Source organism: Hymenobacter sp. YIM 151858-1 (assembly GCF_025979705.1).
Taxonomy (GTDB): Bacteria; Bacteroidota; Bacteroidia; order Cytophagales; family Hymenobacteraceae; genus Solirubrum.
In genome coordinates this window covers 3,593,062-3,608,849 of sequence record NZ_CP110136.1, presented here as the reverse complement: position 1 = coordinate 3,608,849, position 15,788 = coordinate 3,593,062, and the positions used below count along the sequence as shown (strand labels likewise).

The 15,788-nt window shown below is 61.2% G+C and carries 17 protein-coding genes; 11 read left to right on the top strand and 6 right to left on the bottom strand.

The annotated features are described in order from the left end of the window. Nucleotide 1 precedes the first annotated feature (1 nt). Nucleotides 2-1,783 (top strand): hypothetical protein, encoded by a 1,782-nt coding sequence (locus OIS50_RS15990; RefSeq protein WP_264691631.1) that lies wholly within the window; start codon nucleotides 2-4, stop codon nucleotides 1,781-1,783. 16 nt (nucleotides 1,784-1,799) lie between these two features. On the opposite strand, the gene OIS50_RS15985 is transcribed toward OIS50_RS15990, so the two are convergent. Further along, on the bottom strand, nucleotides 1,800-2,006 hold the full coding sequence (locus OIS50_RS15985) for a hypothetical protein (RefSeq protein WP_264691630.1): 207 nt from the start codon (nucleotides 2,004-2,006) through the stop codon (nucleotides 1,800-1,802). 168 nt (nucleotides 2,007-2,174) lie between these two features. Then, the gene (locus OIS50_RS15980) at nucleotides 2,175-2,453 is read right to left on the bottom strand and encodes a hypothetical protein (protein ID WP_264691629.1); all 279 of its coding nucleotides are present in this window, start codon (nucleotides 2,451-2,453) and stop codon (nucleotides 2,175-2,177) included. Nucleotides 2,454-2,592: 139 nt separating this feature from the next. On the opposite strand from OIS50_RS15980, the gene OIS50_RS15975 reads away from it, so the two are divergent. The 4 genes from OIS50_RS15975 to OIS50_RS15960 all read left to right on the top strand — a co-directional run bounded on the left by OIS50_RS15975 (nucleotide 2,593) and on the right by OIS50_RS15960 (nucleotide 6,005). Further along, nucleotides 2,593-3,180 (top strand): RNA polymerase sigma factor, encoded by a 588-nt coding sequence (locus OIS50_RS15975; RefSeq protein WP_264691628.1) that lies wholly within the window; start codon nucleotides 2,593-2,595, stop codon nucleotides 3,178-3,180. A 57-nt stretch (nucleotides 3,181-3,237) separates the two neighbouring features. Then, the gene (locus OIS50_RS15970; RefSeq protein WP_264691627.1) at nucleotides 3,238-4,383 is read left to right on the top strand and encodes a S1 family peptidase; all 1,146 of its coding nucleotides are present in this window, start codon (nucleotides 3,238-3,240) and stop codon (nucleotides 4,381-4,383) included. Nucleotides 4,384-4,539: 156 nt separating this feature from the next. Beyond that, nucleotides 4,540-5,247 carry a TapB family protein gene (locus OIS50_RS15965; protein WP_264691626.1) on the top strand — a complete coding sequence of 236 codons (708 nt, stop codon included), beginning with the start codon at nucleotides 4,540-4,542 and terminating at the stop codon, nucleotides 5,245-5,247. 167 nt (nucleotides 5,248-5,414) lie between these two features. After that, nucleotides 5,415-6,005: a hypothetical protein gene (locus OIS50_RS15960; protein WP_264691625.1), complete on the top strand. Its 591-nt coding sequence runs from the start codon at nucleotides 5,415-5,417 to the stop codon at nucleotides 6,003-6,005. Between the two features lie 83 nt (nucleotides 6,006-6,088). Here the strand turns inward: OIS50_RS15960 and OIS50_RS15955 are convergent, their stop codons facing one another. Further along, on the bottom strand, nucleotides 6,089-6,934 hold the full coding sequence (locus OIS50_RS15955; protein ID WP_264691624.1) for a hypothetical protein: 846 nt from the start codon (nucleotides 6,932-6,934) through the stop codon (nucleotides 6,089-6,091). 195 nt (nucleotides 6,935-7,129) lie between these two features. On the opposite strand from OIS50_RS15955, the gene OIS50_RS15950 reads away from it, so the two are divergent. From OIS50_RS15950 to OIS50_RS15940, 3 genes are read left to right on the top strand one after another with little or no spacing between them, the layout of a single operon-like run. Then, nucleotides 7,130-7,702, top strand: a complete 573-nt coding sequence (locus OIS50_RS15950; RefSeq protein WP_264691623.1) for a DUF4142 domain-containing protein — start codon at nucleotides 7,130-7,132, stop codon at nucleotides 7,700-7,702. Nucleotides 7,703-7,740: 38 nt separating this feature from the next. After that, nucleotides 7,741-8,004: a hypothetical protein gene (locus tag OIS50_RS15945; protein WP_264691622.1), complete on the top strand. Its 264-nt coding sequence runs from the start codon at nucleotides 7,741-7,743 to the stop codon at nucleotides 8,002-8,004. A 39-nt stretch (nucleotides 8,005-8,043) separates the two neighbouring features. Further along, nucleotides 8,044-8,739: a DUF4142 domain-containing protein gene (locus OIS50_RS15940; protein WP_264691621.1), complete on the top strand. Its 696-nt coding sequence runs from the start codon at nucleotides 8,044-8,046 to the stop codon at nucleotides 8,737-8,739. A gap of 98 nt (nucleotides 8,740-8,837) precedes the next feature. Here OIS50_RS15940 and OIS50_RS15935 read toward each other — a convergent pair whose 3' ends face one another. Beyond that, the gene (locus tag OIS50_RS15935) at nucleotides 8,838-9,272 is read right to left on the bottom strand and encodes a hypothetical protein (protein ID WP_264691620.1); all 435 of its coding nucleotides are present in this window, start codon (nucleotides 9,270-9,272) and stop codon (nucleotides 8,838-8,840) included. A gap of 154 nt (nucleotides 9,273-9,426) precedes the next feature. Beyond that, the gene (gene uvrA / locus OIS50_RS15930; RefSeq protein ID WP_264691619.1) at nucleotides 9,427-12,441 is read right to left on the bottom strand and encodes an excinuclease ABC subunit UvrA; all 3,015 of its coding nucleotides are present in this window, start codon (nucleotides 12,439-12,441) and stop codon (nucleotides 9,427-9,429) included. Between the two features lie 256 nt (nucleotides 12,442-12,697). On the opposite strand from uvrA, the gene OIS50_RS15925 reads away from it, so the two are divergent. The 3 genes from OIS50_RS15925 (at nucleotide 12,698) to OIS50_RS15915 (ending at nucleotide 14,092) form a co-directional block, all read left to right on the top strand. Beyond that, nucleotides 12,698-13,228 carry a hypothetical protein gene (locus OIS50_RS15925; RefSeq protein ID WP_264691618.1) on the top strand — a complete coding sequence of 177 codons (531 nt, stop codon included), beginning with the start codon at nucleotides 12,698-12,700 and terminating at the stop codon, nucleotides 13,226-13,228. 103 nt (nucleotides 13,229-13,331) lie between these two features. Then, nucleotides 13,332-13,580: a hypothetical protein gene (locus OIS50_RS15920; protein WP_264691617.1), complete on the top strand. Its 249-nt coding sequence runs from the start codon at nucleotides 13,332-13,334 to the stop codon at nucleotides 13,578-13,580. Between the two features lie 209 nt (nucleotides 13,581-13,789). Continuing rightward, entirely contained in the window at nucleotides 13,790-14,092 is a 303-nt protein-coding gene (locus OIS50_RS15915; RefSeq protein WP_413616952.1) for a hypothetical protein, read from the top strand. Nucleotides 14,093-14,147: 55 nt separating this feature from the next. Here the strand turns inward: OIS50_RS15915 and asnS are convergent, their stop codons facing one another. Continuing rightward, nucleotides 14,148-15,542, bottom strand: a complete 1,395-nt coding sequence (asnS, locus tag OIS50_RS15910) for an asparagine--tRNA ligase (protein ID WP_264694399.1) — start codon at nucleotides 15,540-15,542, stop codon at nucleotides 14,148-14,150. Nucleotides 15,543-15,788 lie beyond the last annotated feature (246 nt).

The following is a 15,788-nucleotide window of genomic DNA, read 5'->3' as shown; positions in this document are numbered from 1 at the left end:
CATGATGTCGACGCCTCTCTCGTACGCGCACCTTTTGCTTTGCCTGTTGCTGGCGGGCTTGCTGGTATGGCAGGCGTTGCGCTACTCAGGGTGGCGCCGCATTGCCCGGTTGGCAGCGGGTTTGGTTGCCGCGGCAGCACTGTGGTTTAGCGCATTTCCGCCGCAGCGCGCCGTAACGGTAGCCGCCCCCGATGCGGCCATTGTACTTACCGAGCGCTACCAGCCCGATAGCCTGCAACGCCTGCTGCGCGCCCTAGGTCCGGTGCCCGTGTTGCGCTACGGCACCGGTAGCCCCGCTGCCGATACCGCAAGCTTATCGTCGTTGGCGGCGTTGCCCGAGGCTTACCCGCAGGTACGGCAGCTGCACGTGCTGGGCGTAGGGCTGCCCGCAGCCGATTTGCCGGCATTGCCGGCATCGGTAACACTGCTACCGCATGCTTACCGCGCTTCAGGTTTCAAAACCGGCAATTGGCCACACAAGCTCGTGCTGGGCACGCCGTTGCGCGTCGAGGGCAGCTTCAGCCACCTGGGCAGTGGGCCTGTTTGGGTACGCCTGGAGGCCGCGGGCGCCGTGCGCGACTCCGTGCAGTTGAAGGCGGGCAGCGGGGCTTTTGCGCTTAGCTACACCCCGCGGGGCACCGGCCGGCTCCTCGCCCGGCTTTCGGCCCGGCAGGGAGGCAGCATGCTGGCCGCCGAGCCGGTACCCACGCAGGTAGAAGCCGCCCGCCCGCTGCGCGTGCTGCTGCTCGCCGGCTCGCCTTCGTTTGAGTTCAACCTGCTGAAAACCCGCCTGGGCGAGCAAGGCCACCGGGTTGCCATGCGCGTAAATGTTGGCCGCGGGCTGCAGCAAACCGGTTATATCAACCATGCCCAGGTAGCCTTAGGCCAGCTAACCGGCCCGCTGCTCGCCGCGCACGATGTGCTGGTAGCCGATGCCGATGCACTCAATGCGTTGTCGGGGGCCGAGGCGCGCGCCCTAGGTGCGGCGGCTGGCAATGGCCTGGGGGTTGTGCTGCTGGCCCCGGCAGAGTTGCCGCGTAGCCTGCCGGGCCGGGCGCAGTTTGCTTTGCAAAGCCGCCCGGCCGCCGTGGCCGAGCGGCCTCAGCAGCTGTATTGGCCCATGGGCAGCGGCCAAACCCTGCTGCCCGCGTTGCTGCGCCCTTCGGCTCGCCTGCAGGCGTTGGTTACAGCCGCCCGCCCCACCGAGGTAGTAGCGGCGGCCCAGCGCGTGGGTTGGGGCACCGTGGTAGTAAGCACCGCCTCCAACACCTACCGCTGGCAGCTCGCCGGCACCCCTGCCACCTACGATGGGTACTGGAGTCGCCTGCTAACGGCCGCTGCCCGCCCCACCGAAATGTCGGCTGAATGGGCGGCAGCGCCCTGGCCGCAACCGCACCACCCTGCCGAGCTTCAGCTAACTACTTACGCAGCCCCTCGCCCCGCCCGCACGCGCGTGCTCGATGCCGAGGGCAAGGCAGTGCAGCTGGCCCTAGGCCAGCACCCCGGCCGGCCCGGCGTGTGGCAGGGCAGCTACTGGCCCAGCGGCACGGGCTGGCATACCGTGGAGGCACAGGGGCAGGCCGCCGGTGCATTTTTTGTGTACAATTCGCACGATTGGCTTGCGCCGCAAGCCGCCGACCGCTACGCGGCAGCGCAACAATGGCGCGCCGGTGCAGCGTCTTCTTCTCTCCCACTCGAGCGCCACGAGTCTTGGCCCGCGGGCTGGTTCTTCGGTTTGTTTCTGGTAGCCGCAGCTTTTCTGTGGCTCGATGAAAAACGCTAGGGGTACCGCAGCGGTATTAGTACTTAATGTAAGGGTGCCCGCCCAGTTTGGGGTCGTGGGCCTCGCCTACCAGGTAGCTGCCTATTTGCAGCACGTTGGCGGTGGCCAGCACTTGTGGCTCTTCGGCGTGCTCCGGGGCATCGGCCAAAATGGGGCAGCAGGTGTGGTGTGGGTTGGCCAGCGCATTGCTCGGCTCTGTTGGTACTCTAACCAGATCAGACATAAATAATCGTTGCAGTGTGCTCGGCGGCAAGATACACAACAACTTGAGATATGCTAAGCTCGACCATTGAGGCTGAGCACTTTCACTAAAAAAGCGGCCCGAGTTTCTTTGCGAAGAAACTCGGGCCGCCCGAAAGCCACAAGGCCAGCGCCAGGCTGGCCGGCCTCACTACTGCTGGGTAGTGGTGGTGGTAGCTTCGGTGGTAGTGGTGGTAGCACCAGCAGCACCAGCAGCACCAGCTTCGGTCGTGGCAGCAGCGCCAGCCTCGGTGGTAGCAGCAGCCGAATCAGCCGGAGCAGCCGTAGCGTCAGCAGCCGGAGCCGTGGTCTCAGCCGTGGTGGTTTCGGTGGTGGTGGTAGCTTCGGTGGTCTCAGCAGCCTTCTCGCCACCGCACGAAGCGAGGCTTACTACAGCGAACAGAGCGGCAACTTTGAGCAGATTTTTCATCTGTGTGGTAAGTTTGAAAATGTTGGGTCTGAAAAACGCCCTTCATACCGTAGATCAAGAGAGGTAACCCGTCGGTAGAAAAAATTTATTTGTTGGGTTACCGCAGCGGAGGCAAAGTATTAAGAACGAGTAACTGCGCATGGGCAAGGCACAGCCTTCTATTACCGACGAGGAGCTGGTGGCGGGTATCCGCCGCGGCGACGACCGGGCACTGGCACACCTGTACCGCCTCTACCTGCCGATGGTCATTCACCTGGTGATGCAAAACAGCGGAACCGAGGACGAGGCCAAGGACATTTACCAGGAGGGCGTGATGGTGTTTTACGAGAAAGTACGCGAGGGCACGCTCGAGCTGAGCTGCCAGATCAAGACGTACCTCTACGCCGTGTGCCGCCGGTTGTGGCTGAAGCGGTTGGCCGAGAAGGGTCGCTACGGCGGCCGCCTCGACGACCACGAGCCGTACCTCGAAACGGGGGCCGAGGCCGATTTGGCCGAAGCCGAACAGCGCGATCAGCAATTCGCCGTGATGAGCGAAGCGCTGCTGCGCCTAGGTGAGCCGTGCCGCTCGTTGCTGGAGGGCTTTTACCTCCTCGACAAGTCCATGCAGGAACTCACGGCAGAACACGGCTACACCAACGCCGACAACGCCAAGAATCAGAAGTACAAATGCCTCGTGCGTTTGAAGAAGTTGTTTTTTCAGCAGTACAAAGAAGAACCGCTCTCCTAAGCAAACGCACCTCCTCTTTCTCTCCCTCCTGGCGGGAGCAACGCCCGCCCTACCGTTATGAAGACCGAAGCAGATTATTACGCCCTGTTCGAGAGCTACCTCAGCAATGAGCTCCCGGCCCCGGCGCGTGCCGAGCTGGAGCAGCGCCTTGCGGCCGACCCAGTGCTGGCAGGCCGCCTGGCCGAGTTCCGGCAGCTTACGGGCACGCTGCAGGCCTACGGGCAGCGGCTGCACCTAAGCGAGCGGCTGCGCGGGCTGCAGGCCGAAATCGACGCCGAGCAGGAAACCACCCTGGATATGGGCAAGCCCGAAATGCCCGTGCTGCACATTTCGCGCACCGAGCAGTGGCTGCGCGATTTTTGGCACGGCCACCGCGCTACCATGGCTGTAGCGGCGGCCGTGGCGGTGCTGGCCGTGTTCAGCACGCTCCTAGGTTTGGAATGGTGGAAAGCCCGCCAGCAGCCCTCGGTGTACGGTTACGCTACCTTGCGCCGCGAGGTAGACCGCATCAAGAAAAACCAGCGCACCATGAACCAGGCTATTACCCAAATTGGCGCCCGCTCCGGCTCGGAGCAGCCCAACCTGGGTAAGTTCAGCGGTACGGGCTTCGCCCTTACCTCGGATGGCTACCTCGTGACGAGCTACCACGTGATTCAGGGGGCCGACTCGCTGCTGATCGAAAGCCGCGACCGGCAGCGCTACCGCGCCCAGCCCGTGTTTACCGATGTGGCCCACGACCTGGCCATCCTGCGCATCACCGATGCACGCTTCACGGGCTTTGGCCGCCTGCCCTATGCCTTTAAGCGCCGCCAGGCCGACCTAGGCGAGCGGGTATACACCCTGGGCTACCCGCGCGAAGACGTGGTGTACGGCGAAGGTTCGCTGAGCGCCCGCAGCGGCTTCGAGGGCGACTCGGGCTTTTACCAGATCAGTATTCCGGTGAACCCCGGCAACTCGGGCGGCCCCGTGCTCGATGACCGCGGCAACCTAATCGGCGTAATTAGCGGGCGGCAGATGGACGTGCAAAGCGCCGCGTTTGCCACCAAGTCGTCGTACCTCATGCGCCTGGTCGACTCGCTTTCGGCCGCGGGCGCTGCGCCGGGCTACAACGTGCCGCGCCAAAACCAGCTGGCCGGCCAATCGCGCCCGCAACAGCTGCGCAAGCTGCAGGACTTCGTGTTCGTGGTGAAGGTGTTCGAATAAGCCTTGCCCGTTTCACACTGCCGAGTATAAACGGCCCCGCCCACCTAGGGCGGGGCCGTTTTTTGTTGCCGGGTTTTGCCGATGTGTACATGGGCAGTAGCATTCCGCGGGCGTCAAGGTTATCTTGATACATCGTTCATCATCAGCCACTTTTCTATGAAAACAACCCTACTCGCGCTGGGCCTGCTGGCCAGCCTCGGCCTACCTGCCGCCGCCCAGGACTGCGGCCTGTACCGCGACCTGCGCAAAACCGGTGTTTACGAGCTGAGCACCTACGATGCCAAGCAGCAGCTCACCGGCCGCGTGCGCCAGCAAGTGCGCAACGTGAAAACCAGCGGCGGCCGCACACAAGCCTCGGTGCACCAGCAAGTGCTCGATAAGCAAAATCAACCCGTAAGCGAAAGCGAATTTGGCGTTGAATGCCAAGCCGGCTTGGTACGCATTGATATGCGCTCGATGCTGAACCCCGAGCAGATGCAGGGCTACAAAGACATGGAGCTAACCGCCACCGGCGACTTTCTGGAGCTGCCCGCCGCGCCCAAAGCCGGCAGCACCCTACCCGATGGCACCCTGAACCTGCAGATGAGCGACAAGAAAAGCGGCACGCGCCTCGGCAACATGCGCATGTTGGTAAGCAACCGCAAGGTGGAGGCGGTTGATGCCCCGGTTACCACGCCCGCCGGCTCCTTTCGTTGCGTAAAGGTGTCGCAGGATTTGCGCATGGAAACTGGCATTGGCGGCATGAGCATTCCGGTAACTATGCGCTCCGTGGAGTGGTACGCACCCGGCGTGGGCGCGGTACGCTCCGAAACCTACCGCAAAGACAAACTGATGGGCTCCACGGTGCTCACCGCCAAGCCCTAGGTAAGCCCGGCTGGCGAAACCTCGACAGCAGCAATATTAAGGCCAAGCTGAACTATACATTCATAGGCGCTTCGCTCTCCAGATAATTAATTAACAACCACTTACTACAATTAAAATTTGAGATATATTTACCTGCCAACATCCATCACCACATATCTCTCCACCAGATGACGTTCTCTACTTTGCTTGGCCAGGGCAGCCTGCTGCTTGGTCTGATACTATCCGCTGCGTGCAGCAAGGACGAATCGGTACGCCCTACCGCTGAGGCACTGAGCGCCAGCGCCAGCGGGGTACAAAATGTTACCATTGGCGCTTACGATGTTGCTTTTCAGGGCGTAAGCTACGGCAACAATACCACCACCTACACTTACTCTATCCGCCGTACCGGCCCGGCCAAAGCCAACGGACTCAGCCACTGGATTGTGTCCCTCCCGAACGGGTGCACACAGGCCGTTACCTTCCGGAGCGTAGTGGGCGCCACCCTCGATGGCAAAGCCTACACCAACCTGGCTGGCAGCGAAGGCCGCGGCGCAGGCTGCACCAACGCTGTGGGGGCTAACATTCTGAAATTCGACAATCTGCCCTCGGGCGTGTCGGATGGCGCGGCCCACACTTTCACGTTTACCCTGAACGGCACTTACTACGTGGGCACGGCTCCCTCGTGGGTGAAGTTTGGCAACAACTGCCAGGAAGGCCAAGTGCAAGGCCCCAGCTGCCAGAATCCCGGGTCGGGAACCGTGCCTAGCAACGATCAGTAACAAAACCTACACAGTAGCACCTCAAAACGACGCAGGCCCCGGTAACTACCGGGGCCTGCGTCGTTTTGAGGATGCAGATGCCATTAGCGCAACTGAATAGTGCGCGTGCGGCCGTTAATGGTAACGGAGGCAATGTTGTCGCAGGCGGCGGTGCCGGCGGGGTCGTAGTTGAGCAGCAGGGTCTGCTCTTTGCTCGTCTTGATTTCGACTGTACCCGCCGTGAAGAACCGGGCGCAACCGCGCTGGAATACCTTTTTCAGCGGTTGCTGAATGGTGGCCACAAACGATACGCCTTTGCGGTTGGTACCGCTTACCCCGCCCGTAACACTAAACTCGTCGTCGAGGAGGCTACGGGTGGCCAGGCCGGCGGTTTGGGTGTAGGTGCGCTCCGAGTTCCAGCTGGCAGTGCCGGTGGGGGTGGTGATGCTGGCATCCTGCACCTTAAGCGTGTAGGTACCGTTGCCGGCGTAGGTAATGGTGCGGGTGCCTTTGTGCGGGTTGCCGTTTACGGAGTAGTTCACGAGGGTAACCACTACCGATGAGCCGGCCTGCCGGTGCTGCCCGCTGAACACGGCCACAATTTGGCCGCGGCGCACGCGTCCGTCGCGGCCCACGCAGCCGTTGGCATCGAACGTGAGCGTGAGGGTGCGGGTGGCGGCATCGTAGGTGCGCGTAACGCAGGTGCCGCACACCGAGCGCAAGTCGTCGGCGGAGGCATAGGTGCCGGCAGCGGCTTGGTTTACGTCGGCCGGCGCGTTGGCGTCGATGTACTCCAGGGTAGCGGCATCGGAGCCTTCGGCGTCGGCCTGATCTTCGGCCGAGGTGGTGGTGGCCACGCCCAGGTCGTCCTTGGAGCAGCTGGCGAGGCTCGTCATCAGGCCGGCGCTCAGGAGCACGGCGAGGGCGGCGCGGTAGGTGTTACGTTTCATGGCGGAGTTGTGGAGAGGGGTGTAAAATACCAGCAGTTGAGTGGATTAGCAACGGCTTAGAAGGTACTATACCACCGGGGTTTAACGGCTTAGCGAAAAAATTTATCGAACGTGGAACTAATCGCGCCGAACCGCTTTGGCAGGGGTTCGTATAGCCCAGATGCCGGACGTGGGCCGGCGTCAATACACCAAATCATGCCCCTGCTGAAACGATACCTGCCGTTGTGCCTCCTGGGTAGTCTGTTAGCCTGCAACTCCGGCAACCGCGACCCGGTGGCCGATGCTAAGTTTCAGAACGAGCAACGCATCGGCAACGAGGACATAACCAAGCGCCAGGAGCAGGACGCCGAGTTTCTGGTGGAAGCTGCTACCAATGGCTTACTGGAAGTGGAGCTCAGCAAGCTGGCGCAGTCGAAGGCCACCCGCCCCGAGGTTCGCAACCTGGCCCAACAGCTCATGCGCGGCCATACGGGCATCAACGCCTCCTTGCGCAGCCTAGCCGGCCAGAAGAACCTTGCCGTGCCCGATGCCCTAGGTGGTGATCAGCAGGATGTGTACAAGGAGTTGGCAGGGCTGACGGGCGCCGAATTCGACCGCCAATACGTAGAGGAAATTGTGGATGCGCACAACAACGCCGAGGACGCCTTTGAAGACATGGCCGACGAGGCGTACGATGGCGACATCCGCGCGTTTGCCGCCAAATACGCGCCCGTGCTCGAAGAGCACCGCAAGCAGGCCGAGCAGGTAGAAGACCTGCTGAAGCCCTAGGTGGCCCCTGGCTTTCTTTCACTTACACTTCGTACCTCATGAAACGCTCAACCCTGTGGCTGGCCTTGTTGGCTGGCTCGCTTACCCTAGGTACCGCCTGCTCCGGCAACGACAACCAACGTACCGATGGCACTGCCGGCGAGGCGGTTTCCGACATGGACAAAGCCGCCGATGAAGGCGGAGTGCAGTCCGACGCGGTGGTGATTGATAACAACGCCGGCCCTACCGTTTCGGCCGATGCCGATAGCGCGGCACAAGCCGGCGCGGCCGGCGACACCTCCGGGGCTGCCAACAACCAGTAATCGTTTTTCCCTACCCAACCACAACACCCATACCCAGCCATGAAAAAGCTATTTCTGCCGGCGCTGCTCAGCGCAGCGCTGCTGGCCAGCACCGCCGCCTGTACCGACAACAAAGGCGGCCAGGCCGACGAAACCGCCACGGCCAACAACAACGCCGACGATAACTACATGGGCAACGGCACCGATGGCACGGCCAACGCCTCGAACGATGGCGACACCACCGGCCAGGGCGCGGGCATGTCGGCCGACAGCCGCACGGCCCCCATGGGTATGAACGCCAACAACTCGGGCGAAACCATGCCGCACAAAGACGACGCGGATTTCATGAAATCGGCGGCGCACAGCGACCAGAACGAAATTCAGTTGAGCCGCCTGGTGCTGGAAAAAGGCGTGACGGGCATGGCCAAGGACCACGCCAACATGATGATTACCGACCACACCAAGTCGACAACGGAACTGAAGGCCATTGCCAAGAAAAAGGGCGTAACCTTGCCCACCGACATGGACGCCGAGCACAAAGCCATTGCCGACGAGATGCGCAAGCTGGGCGGCGAACAGCTGGCCCAACGCTTTATGCAGCAGATGGTAACCGACCACCAGAAAACCCTGAACACCATGCAGGCCCACCTGCAGATGACGCAGGATGCGGATATTAAGGGCTTCATCACCAAAACCACGCCCGTGATTCAGAAGCACCTCGACACCTCGAAGGAGCACAGCAACATGAAAATGTAAGCTGCCCTAGGTGGCAAACATGCACCTCATGCAACGCAGAAGCCCGGCTACCATTACGGTTAGCCGGGCTTCCTGCTTATGAGTGGCAGGCAATGCGCCTACTTAGCCACGCCCACCGGGGCAGCCGCCCATTGCAGCTTGTAGGTGTCGCAGCCCAAGTTGTTGATGTTCATGCGGAAGGTGCCTTTGGCCGCGGCTTTGCCGCTGAACTCGCCCTGCACCTCGAAGCGCCAGGCGGTGCTGCCGCCGCTGGGCGGATCGACGGCTACGCCGGCTACTTTGCCGCCTACGATGTTAAAGGCCGAATCGGGGCCCACGGTAGTTTGCTCGAGCTTGCCGCTGCAGCGCCAGTAGCCCGAAAAAGTAAGCTCGGAAAGCTTCTTGCCGTCGGGCGACACCACGAAGCTGATTTTGTCGCCCTTCATGCCGTTGCTAATGGTGCCTTCCCATTTCGTGCCTTTGGGCGGCGCCTCCTTGGCAGGGGCATTCAGGATGGCAATGGCCAGCAGCAAGGGGAAAAGTAGATGTTTCACAATAGGCAAACGGTGGGTGGGTGAGAATGGAAGTGTCCAAAATAAGATTACTCGAATATTCAGGCAACACAAAAAAGCCGCCCCGCCCAAAATTTAACATTGGGCGGGGCGGCAAGTGCCTGGGAGCATTGGGCACCTAGGAGCTAAACAGCAGTTAGGCAGCTTCTTCGGCTTTTCCGGGCTTCTCTTCGGCGTACTTGCTGACCTTGAGCTCCTCGGCCAGAAAACGCGCCGTATGGCTCTTCTTCACCTTGGCTACCTGCTCGGGCGTGCCTTGCGCCACAATCGTGCCGCCGCCAGCGCCGCCTTCGGGCCCTAGGTCGATGATGTGGTCGGCTACCTTAATCAGGTCGAGGTTGTGCTCGATGATGAGCACCGTGTTGCCCTTGTCGGCCAGCTTCTGCAACACATCCGATAGGTGACGAATGTCCTCGAAGTGCAAACCGGTGGTAGGCTCGTCGAGGATGTAGAAGGTCTTGCCAGTGTCCTTTTTGCTCAGCTCGGTGGCCAGCTTCACGCGCTGCGCCTCGCCCCCGCTCAGCGTGGTAGCCTGCTGACCTAGGGTGATGTAGCCCAGGCCCACGTCAGCCAGGGTCTTGATTTTGCGCAGAATGCGGGGCTGGTTTTCGAAGAACTCCACCGCCTTCTCAATGGTCATGTCGAGCACGTCGGTGATGCTCTTGCCCTTGAAGCGCACCTCCAAGGTTTCGCGGTTGTAGCGGCGGCCCTTGCAGGTTTCGCACTGCACGTGCACGTCGGGCAAGAAGTTCATCTCGATGGTGCGCAGGCCCGCGCCCTCGCATGTTTCGCAGCGGCCGCCCTTTACGTTGAACGAGAAACGCCCCGGGCCGTAGCCGCGAATTTTGGCTTCGGGCAGGTTGGAGAACAGCTGGCGGATTTCGGTGAACACGCCCGTGTACGTAGCCGGGTTGGAGCGCGGCGTGCGCCCAATCGGCGACTGATCCACCTCAATTACCTTGTCGATGTGCTCGAGGCCTTCAATGGTTTGGAAGGCAAGCGGCTCGCGCTTGGCGTTGAAGAAGTGGCGGTTGAGGATAGGGTACAAAGTGTCGTGGATGAGCGACGACTTGCCCGAGCCCGATACGCCCGTAACGGCTACCAGCTTACCCAGGGGCACCTTCAGGGTTACGTTCTTCAGGTTGTGGCCTTTGGCGCCTTTCAGCACCAGCTCGTTGCCCTCGCCCACGCGCTTTTTCTTGCGCAGCTCAATGTGCTTTTCGCCGCTGAGGTACTGCGCCGTAAGCGAGCCGCTGCGCAGGAAAGCGTCGGGCTCGCCTTCGGCTACCACGTGCCCGCCGTGAATGCCGGCGCCGGGGCCGATGTCCAGCACGTGGTCGGCGTGCAGAATCATGTCCTTGTCGTGCTCCACCACAATGATGGAGTTGCCTAGGTCGCGCAGGTGCTTGAGGGCGTTGATGAGGCGTTCGTTGTCGCGCTGGTGCAGGCCGATGCTGGGCTCGTCCATGATGTAGAGCACGCCCACCAGCTGGGTACCGATTTGGGTAGCCAAACGAATGCGCTGCGACTCGCCGCCCGAGAGCGTGCGCACCGAGCGGTGCAGGTTCAGGTACTCCAAGCCCACTTCGAGCAGGAAGCCGATGCGCTTGCGAATCTCCTTCAGCAGCTCGCGGGCAATCAGGTTCTGGCGCTCCGACAGGCGCTCTTCCAGCCCTTCAAACCAGCGGCTCAGCTCGCCAATGTCCATCACCGACAGCTCGCCAATGTGCTTCTGGTCGATTTTGAAGTGCAGCGACTCCTTTTTCAGGCGGAAGCCCTGGCACTCGGGGCACTCAATGGCCTGGGTGTACTGCTGAATCCACTCGCGGATGTTCTCCGATTCGGAATCCATCTGCCGCTGCAGAAACGGGATGATGCCTTCGAACGGCTCGGTGTAGGTGCCCTTTTTCTTATCGTCCTCCTCTTCGGGCATGCCGTTCAGCAGGCGCTCCACCAGCTCGCGCGGCAGCTTCTCGATGGGCGTGGTCAGTGAGGCCTTGTTCTTCTTCAGAATCAGGTTCAGCTGCTGAAAAATCCAGATGTCGCGGTACTCACCTAGGGGCGCAATGCCGCCGCGGCTGATGCTCAGCTTGGGGTCGGGCATCACGGTCTCCTCCGTAATCTGCTGAATCTCACCTAGGCCGTTGCAAGTGGGGCAGGCACCGTAGGGCGAGTTGAAGGAGAAGGTGTTGGGCGCCGGGTCGTCGTAAGCAATGCCGGTAGCCGGGTCCATCAGAAAGCGCGAGAAGAACTGCGTTTTGTTGGCGTCGGTGTCGAGCACTAAGGCGGTGCCTTTGCCGTGCGTCAGGGCGTTCTGCATCGAACCCGACAGGCGGAACCGGTCGTCTTCCTTCACCACCAGCCGGTCAATCACGATTTCGATGTCGTGAATTTTGTAGCGGTCGAGCTGCATCTTGGGCGTGATGTCGAGCAGCTCGCCATCAACCCGCACCTTCGTAAAGCCCAGCTTGGCCACTTGCTGAAACAGCTCGCGGTAGTGGCCTTTGCGGCCCTTTACCACCGGCGCCAGCACCACCAGCTTTTTGCCGTCGAAGTGCTTGAGGATGTAGTTGATGATCTGGTCGTCCGACTGCCGGATCATCTTCTTGCCCGTCACGTAGCTGAAAGCCTCGGCCGTGCGGGCGTAGAACAGGCGCAGAAAGTCGTAAATCTCGGTGATGGTGCCCACCGTGGAGCGCGGGTTGCGCGAGGTCGTCTTCTGCTCGATGCTGATAACCGGCGACAGGCCTTCGATCTTGTCGACATCGGGCCGCTCCAGCCCGCCCATAAACGAGCGGGCGTAGGCCGAAAACGTCTCCATGTAGCGGCGCTGGCCTTCGGCGTAAATGGTATCGAACGCCAACGACGACTTGCCCGAGCCCGAAATACCCGTGAACACCACCAGCTTGCCGCGCGGAATCTGAATGGATACGTTCTTGAGGTTGTGCTCGCGCGCGCCGTACACCTCGATAAAAGGCGCCTCGATGGTAGCCGCCGACGAGTGGTAAGCCGAAACCGAGCCGTTGGAGCCCACGGGCTGTACGTCAACCGTTACAACAGAAGCATCAGCAGCGGCCGAAGCCGTGGCAGACGTGGGGGCCGAAGCCGGAGCAACCGCAGCAGCCGCAGCCGCCGTTTTTTTCTTAGCCATGCAGTGCGTAGCAAATAAGCCCGCAAAAATACGTGAAATGCCCGCCCACCGGCTACTCCGAATAGCTTATTTGCCAGCGGCTTTAGCCACAGTAGGCACGCGCAATAGTACTAAACCGTGCACCCAGGCTTTTCGTTCGGGCCCTAGGTGCCTACGGTTCTATCTTCCTGATTAGCCTACGCACAATCGGGCGGGCAGTTTGGCCTCGTTCTTGCCTTGCTAAGGCTCCTCCCCTTCACCACCAGACTTTCGCGTTATGCAGCGCCTTTCCAAAACCTTGTTCGCCGCCCTGCTTCTGCTGAGCTCGGCCGGCGCTTTCACCGAAGCCAACGCCCAGGTCAATATCAACATTAATCCGCCAAGCTGGGGCCCCGCCGTGCCCGCCGGCCGCCAGTACTACTACGTGCCCGAGTACGGCGGCTATTACGACGTGCGCGACCGGCAATACATTGTGCAGCGCAGCGGCAAATGGACGCGCCTGCGCGAGCTGAACGGCTACAACCCGGGCAACTTCCACCCGGTAGTAATTGACTACGTGGGCGCTACCCCCTGGACGCAGTACTCGCAGCACCGCACCCGCTACGGCCACCCGCACGGCATGCCGCCCGGCCAGGCCAAAAAAATGCGCGGCAACTACAACGGCGGCGACCCGCGCCGCGGCGGCGTTATCATTAACGTGCCCGGTGGGGGCCGCTACGACGACGATTACAACGAAGGCCGCGGCCACGGCAACGGCAAGCACGGCGGCGGCCACCCCGGCAAAGGGCACGGCAAAGGCAAGCACTAAGCTGCTCCCTCCCCTCTTTTTCCTGTCAAGCCCCGCCCCACCTAGGCGGGGCTTGTTTGGTTTACGTACCTAAGCCTACGTACACTAACCATTACCACCCGCCATGGCACCCGAATACCGCCCCATCAGCTGCTCGTTCTACGATGAGCTGGAAGCCCGCGCCACCACTGGCCAGCGCTGCACACTCACGTACCGCACCGAGCCCGACACGCCGCCCAGCACCTACGAGGGCGTCATAAAGGAGCTGTACATCCGCGACAAAGTGGAGTACCTGCGCCTGGATGACGGCTTTGAGGTGCGGCTGGATAACCTAGTGGCCGTGGACGACAAGGAGCTGCGGAATTATTGCTGAGCCCTTGGGGAACGTTGCTAGCCGGCGCGAAGGCTTATCTTCCGCCGCACAAATTCCCTAGGTCATTCATCATCATGCGCATAAGCAATGGGCTGTTGGTAGCGACGCTGCTGGCGGCAACACCGGTTCCCAGTTTGGCCTGCTCCTGCGTGGAGGTTGGTGTTCGCAAAAGTTATCGGCAAGCCGATGTAGTTTTTGCCGGCACGCTTGTGGGCAAAACGCAAGTGGGCGGGCTGGTGCGGTATACTTTTCGGGTGAAGCACCTCTACAAAGGCTCCGCCCAAACGGATACGCTTTCGGTGCGCAGCAGCGGTAGTTCGGCCACTTGCGGGAGCAGCTTTGACTTGAACACCGATTACCTGATTTACAGCTGGTTTCGCGACACAAAATCCGAAAGCACCTCTGAGTTGGAGCCCAAAGCTAGCCCCATCTTGTACACCGGCCTTTGCACGCGCAACAAACCCGAGCGCTTCTCAACCTTGTTCGAAAAGGCCTTTTTGGCCTTCCTGTAAACGAAAAAGCCAGCACGCTGCCGTGCTGGCTTTTTCATGTAAAGCCGATTGCGGCTTAAAACTCCGCGTTCTTCGGGAAGCGCGGGAAGGGAATCACGTCGCGGATATTCGCCATACCCGTCACGAACAGCACCAGGCGCTCGAAGCCCAGGCCAAAACCAGCGTGCGGGGCCGAGCCGAAGCGGCGCAGGTCGAGGTACCACCACAGGTCTTCTTCGGGCACGTGCATTTCCTGCATGCGCTGCTGCAGTTTCCCTAGGTCTTCCTCGCGCTGCGAGCCGCCAATGATTTCGCCGATGCCGGGGAACAGCACGTCCATGGCGCGCACGGTGCGGCCGTCCTCGTCGAGCTTCATGTAGAAGGCCTTGATGTCCTTCGGATAGTTCGTCAGGATTACCGGCTTCTTGAAATGCTTCTCTACCAGGTAACGCTCGTGCTCCGACTGCAGGTCGGTGCCCCAGTCCACGGGGAACTCGAACTTCTGCTTGGCCGATTTCAGGATTTCCACGGCCTCGGTGTAGGTGAGGCGCTGGAAGTCGTTGTCAATTACGAACTGCAAACGACCTAAGAGCTCCTTGTCGTATTGGTCGTTGAGGAACTGCAGGTCGGCGGGGCACTTCTCGAGGGCGTAGCGCACGAGGTACTTCAGGAAGTCCTCGGCCAGGTCCATGTTGTCTTCGAGCTCGTAGAAGGCCATTTCCGGCTCAATCATCCAGAACTCGGCCAGGTGGCGGGCCGTGTTGCTGTTTTCGGCGCGGAACGTGGGGCCGAAGGTGTACACCTTGCCCAGGGCCATGGCGGCTACTTCGCCCTCCAGCTGGCCCGAAACCGTGAGGTTGGTAGCCTTGCCGAAGAAGTCTTCTTTATAGTCTACCTGGCCCTGCTCGTTGAGGGGCGGGTTTTGCTCGGGCAGCGTGGTTACGCGGAACATCTGGCCGGCACCCTCGGCATCGGAGCCGGTGATGATGGGCGTGTGCACGTAGAAGAAGCCGCGGTCGTTGAAGTACTGATGCACGGCAAAGGCCAGCGCGTGGCGCAGGCGCAGCACCGCGCCAAAGGTGTTGGTGCGGGGGCGCAGGTGCGCAATTTCGCGCAGGAACTCCAGCGAGTGGCCTTTCTTCTGCAGCGGGTAGGTTTCGGGGTCGGCTTTGCCCAGCACTTCAATCTCCGAAGCCTGAATTTCAACCGACTGGCCCTTGCCCTGCGAGGCTACCAGGGTGCCGCGCACGGCCACGCAGGCGCCGGTGGCCACGTCCTTCAGCGTCTCCTCCGGAAACTTCTCAGCGTCGGCTACTACCTGCAGGTTATTAATCGTGGAGCCGTCGTTCACGGCGATAAACTGCACGTATTTGTTGCCGCGGCGGGTGCGTACCCAGCCTTTCACGAGCACTTCGCGGTCCAGCTCCTGGCTAGCGAGCAGTGCTTCTACGCTTGATCTTCTGACGGACATGGTGTTGGCAATAAGATGAGCCGGCAAAAATAGCGGTAAGTGGCATAAGCTTGGCATGTCGCCCTAGGGTTAGTTAGCCCGCAGAAGGCGCAGAAGCCTTCGCGGAGGACGCAGAGCGCAGCGCCTTCTGCGAAAGCCTCGGCGCCCTCTGCGGGCTGAATCCAACCGCGCGGAAACCGGCCGCGCCCACCAACCTTTGCCGCACTACTCAAGTACACAAAAAGCTATCTTTGGCAGAAGCCGCGC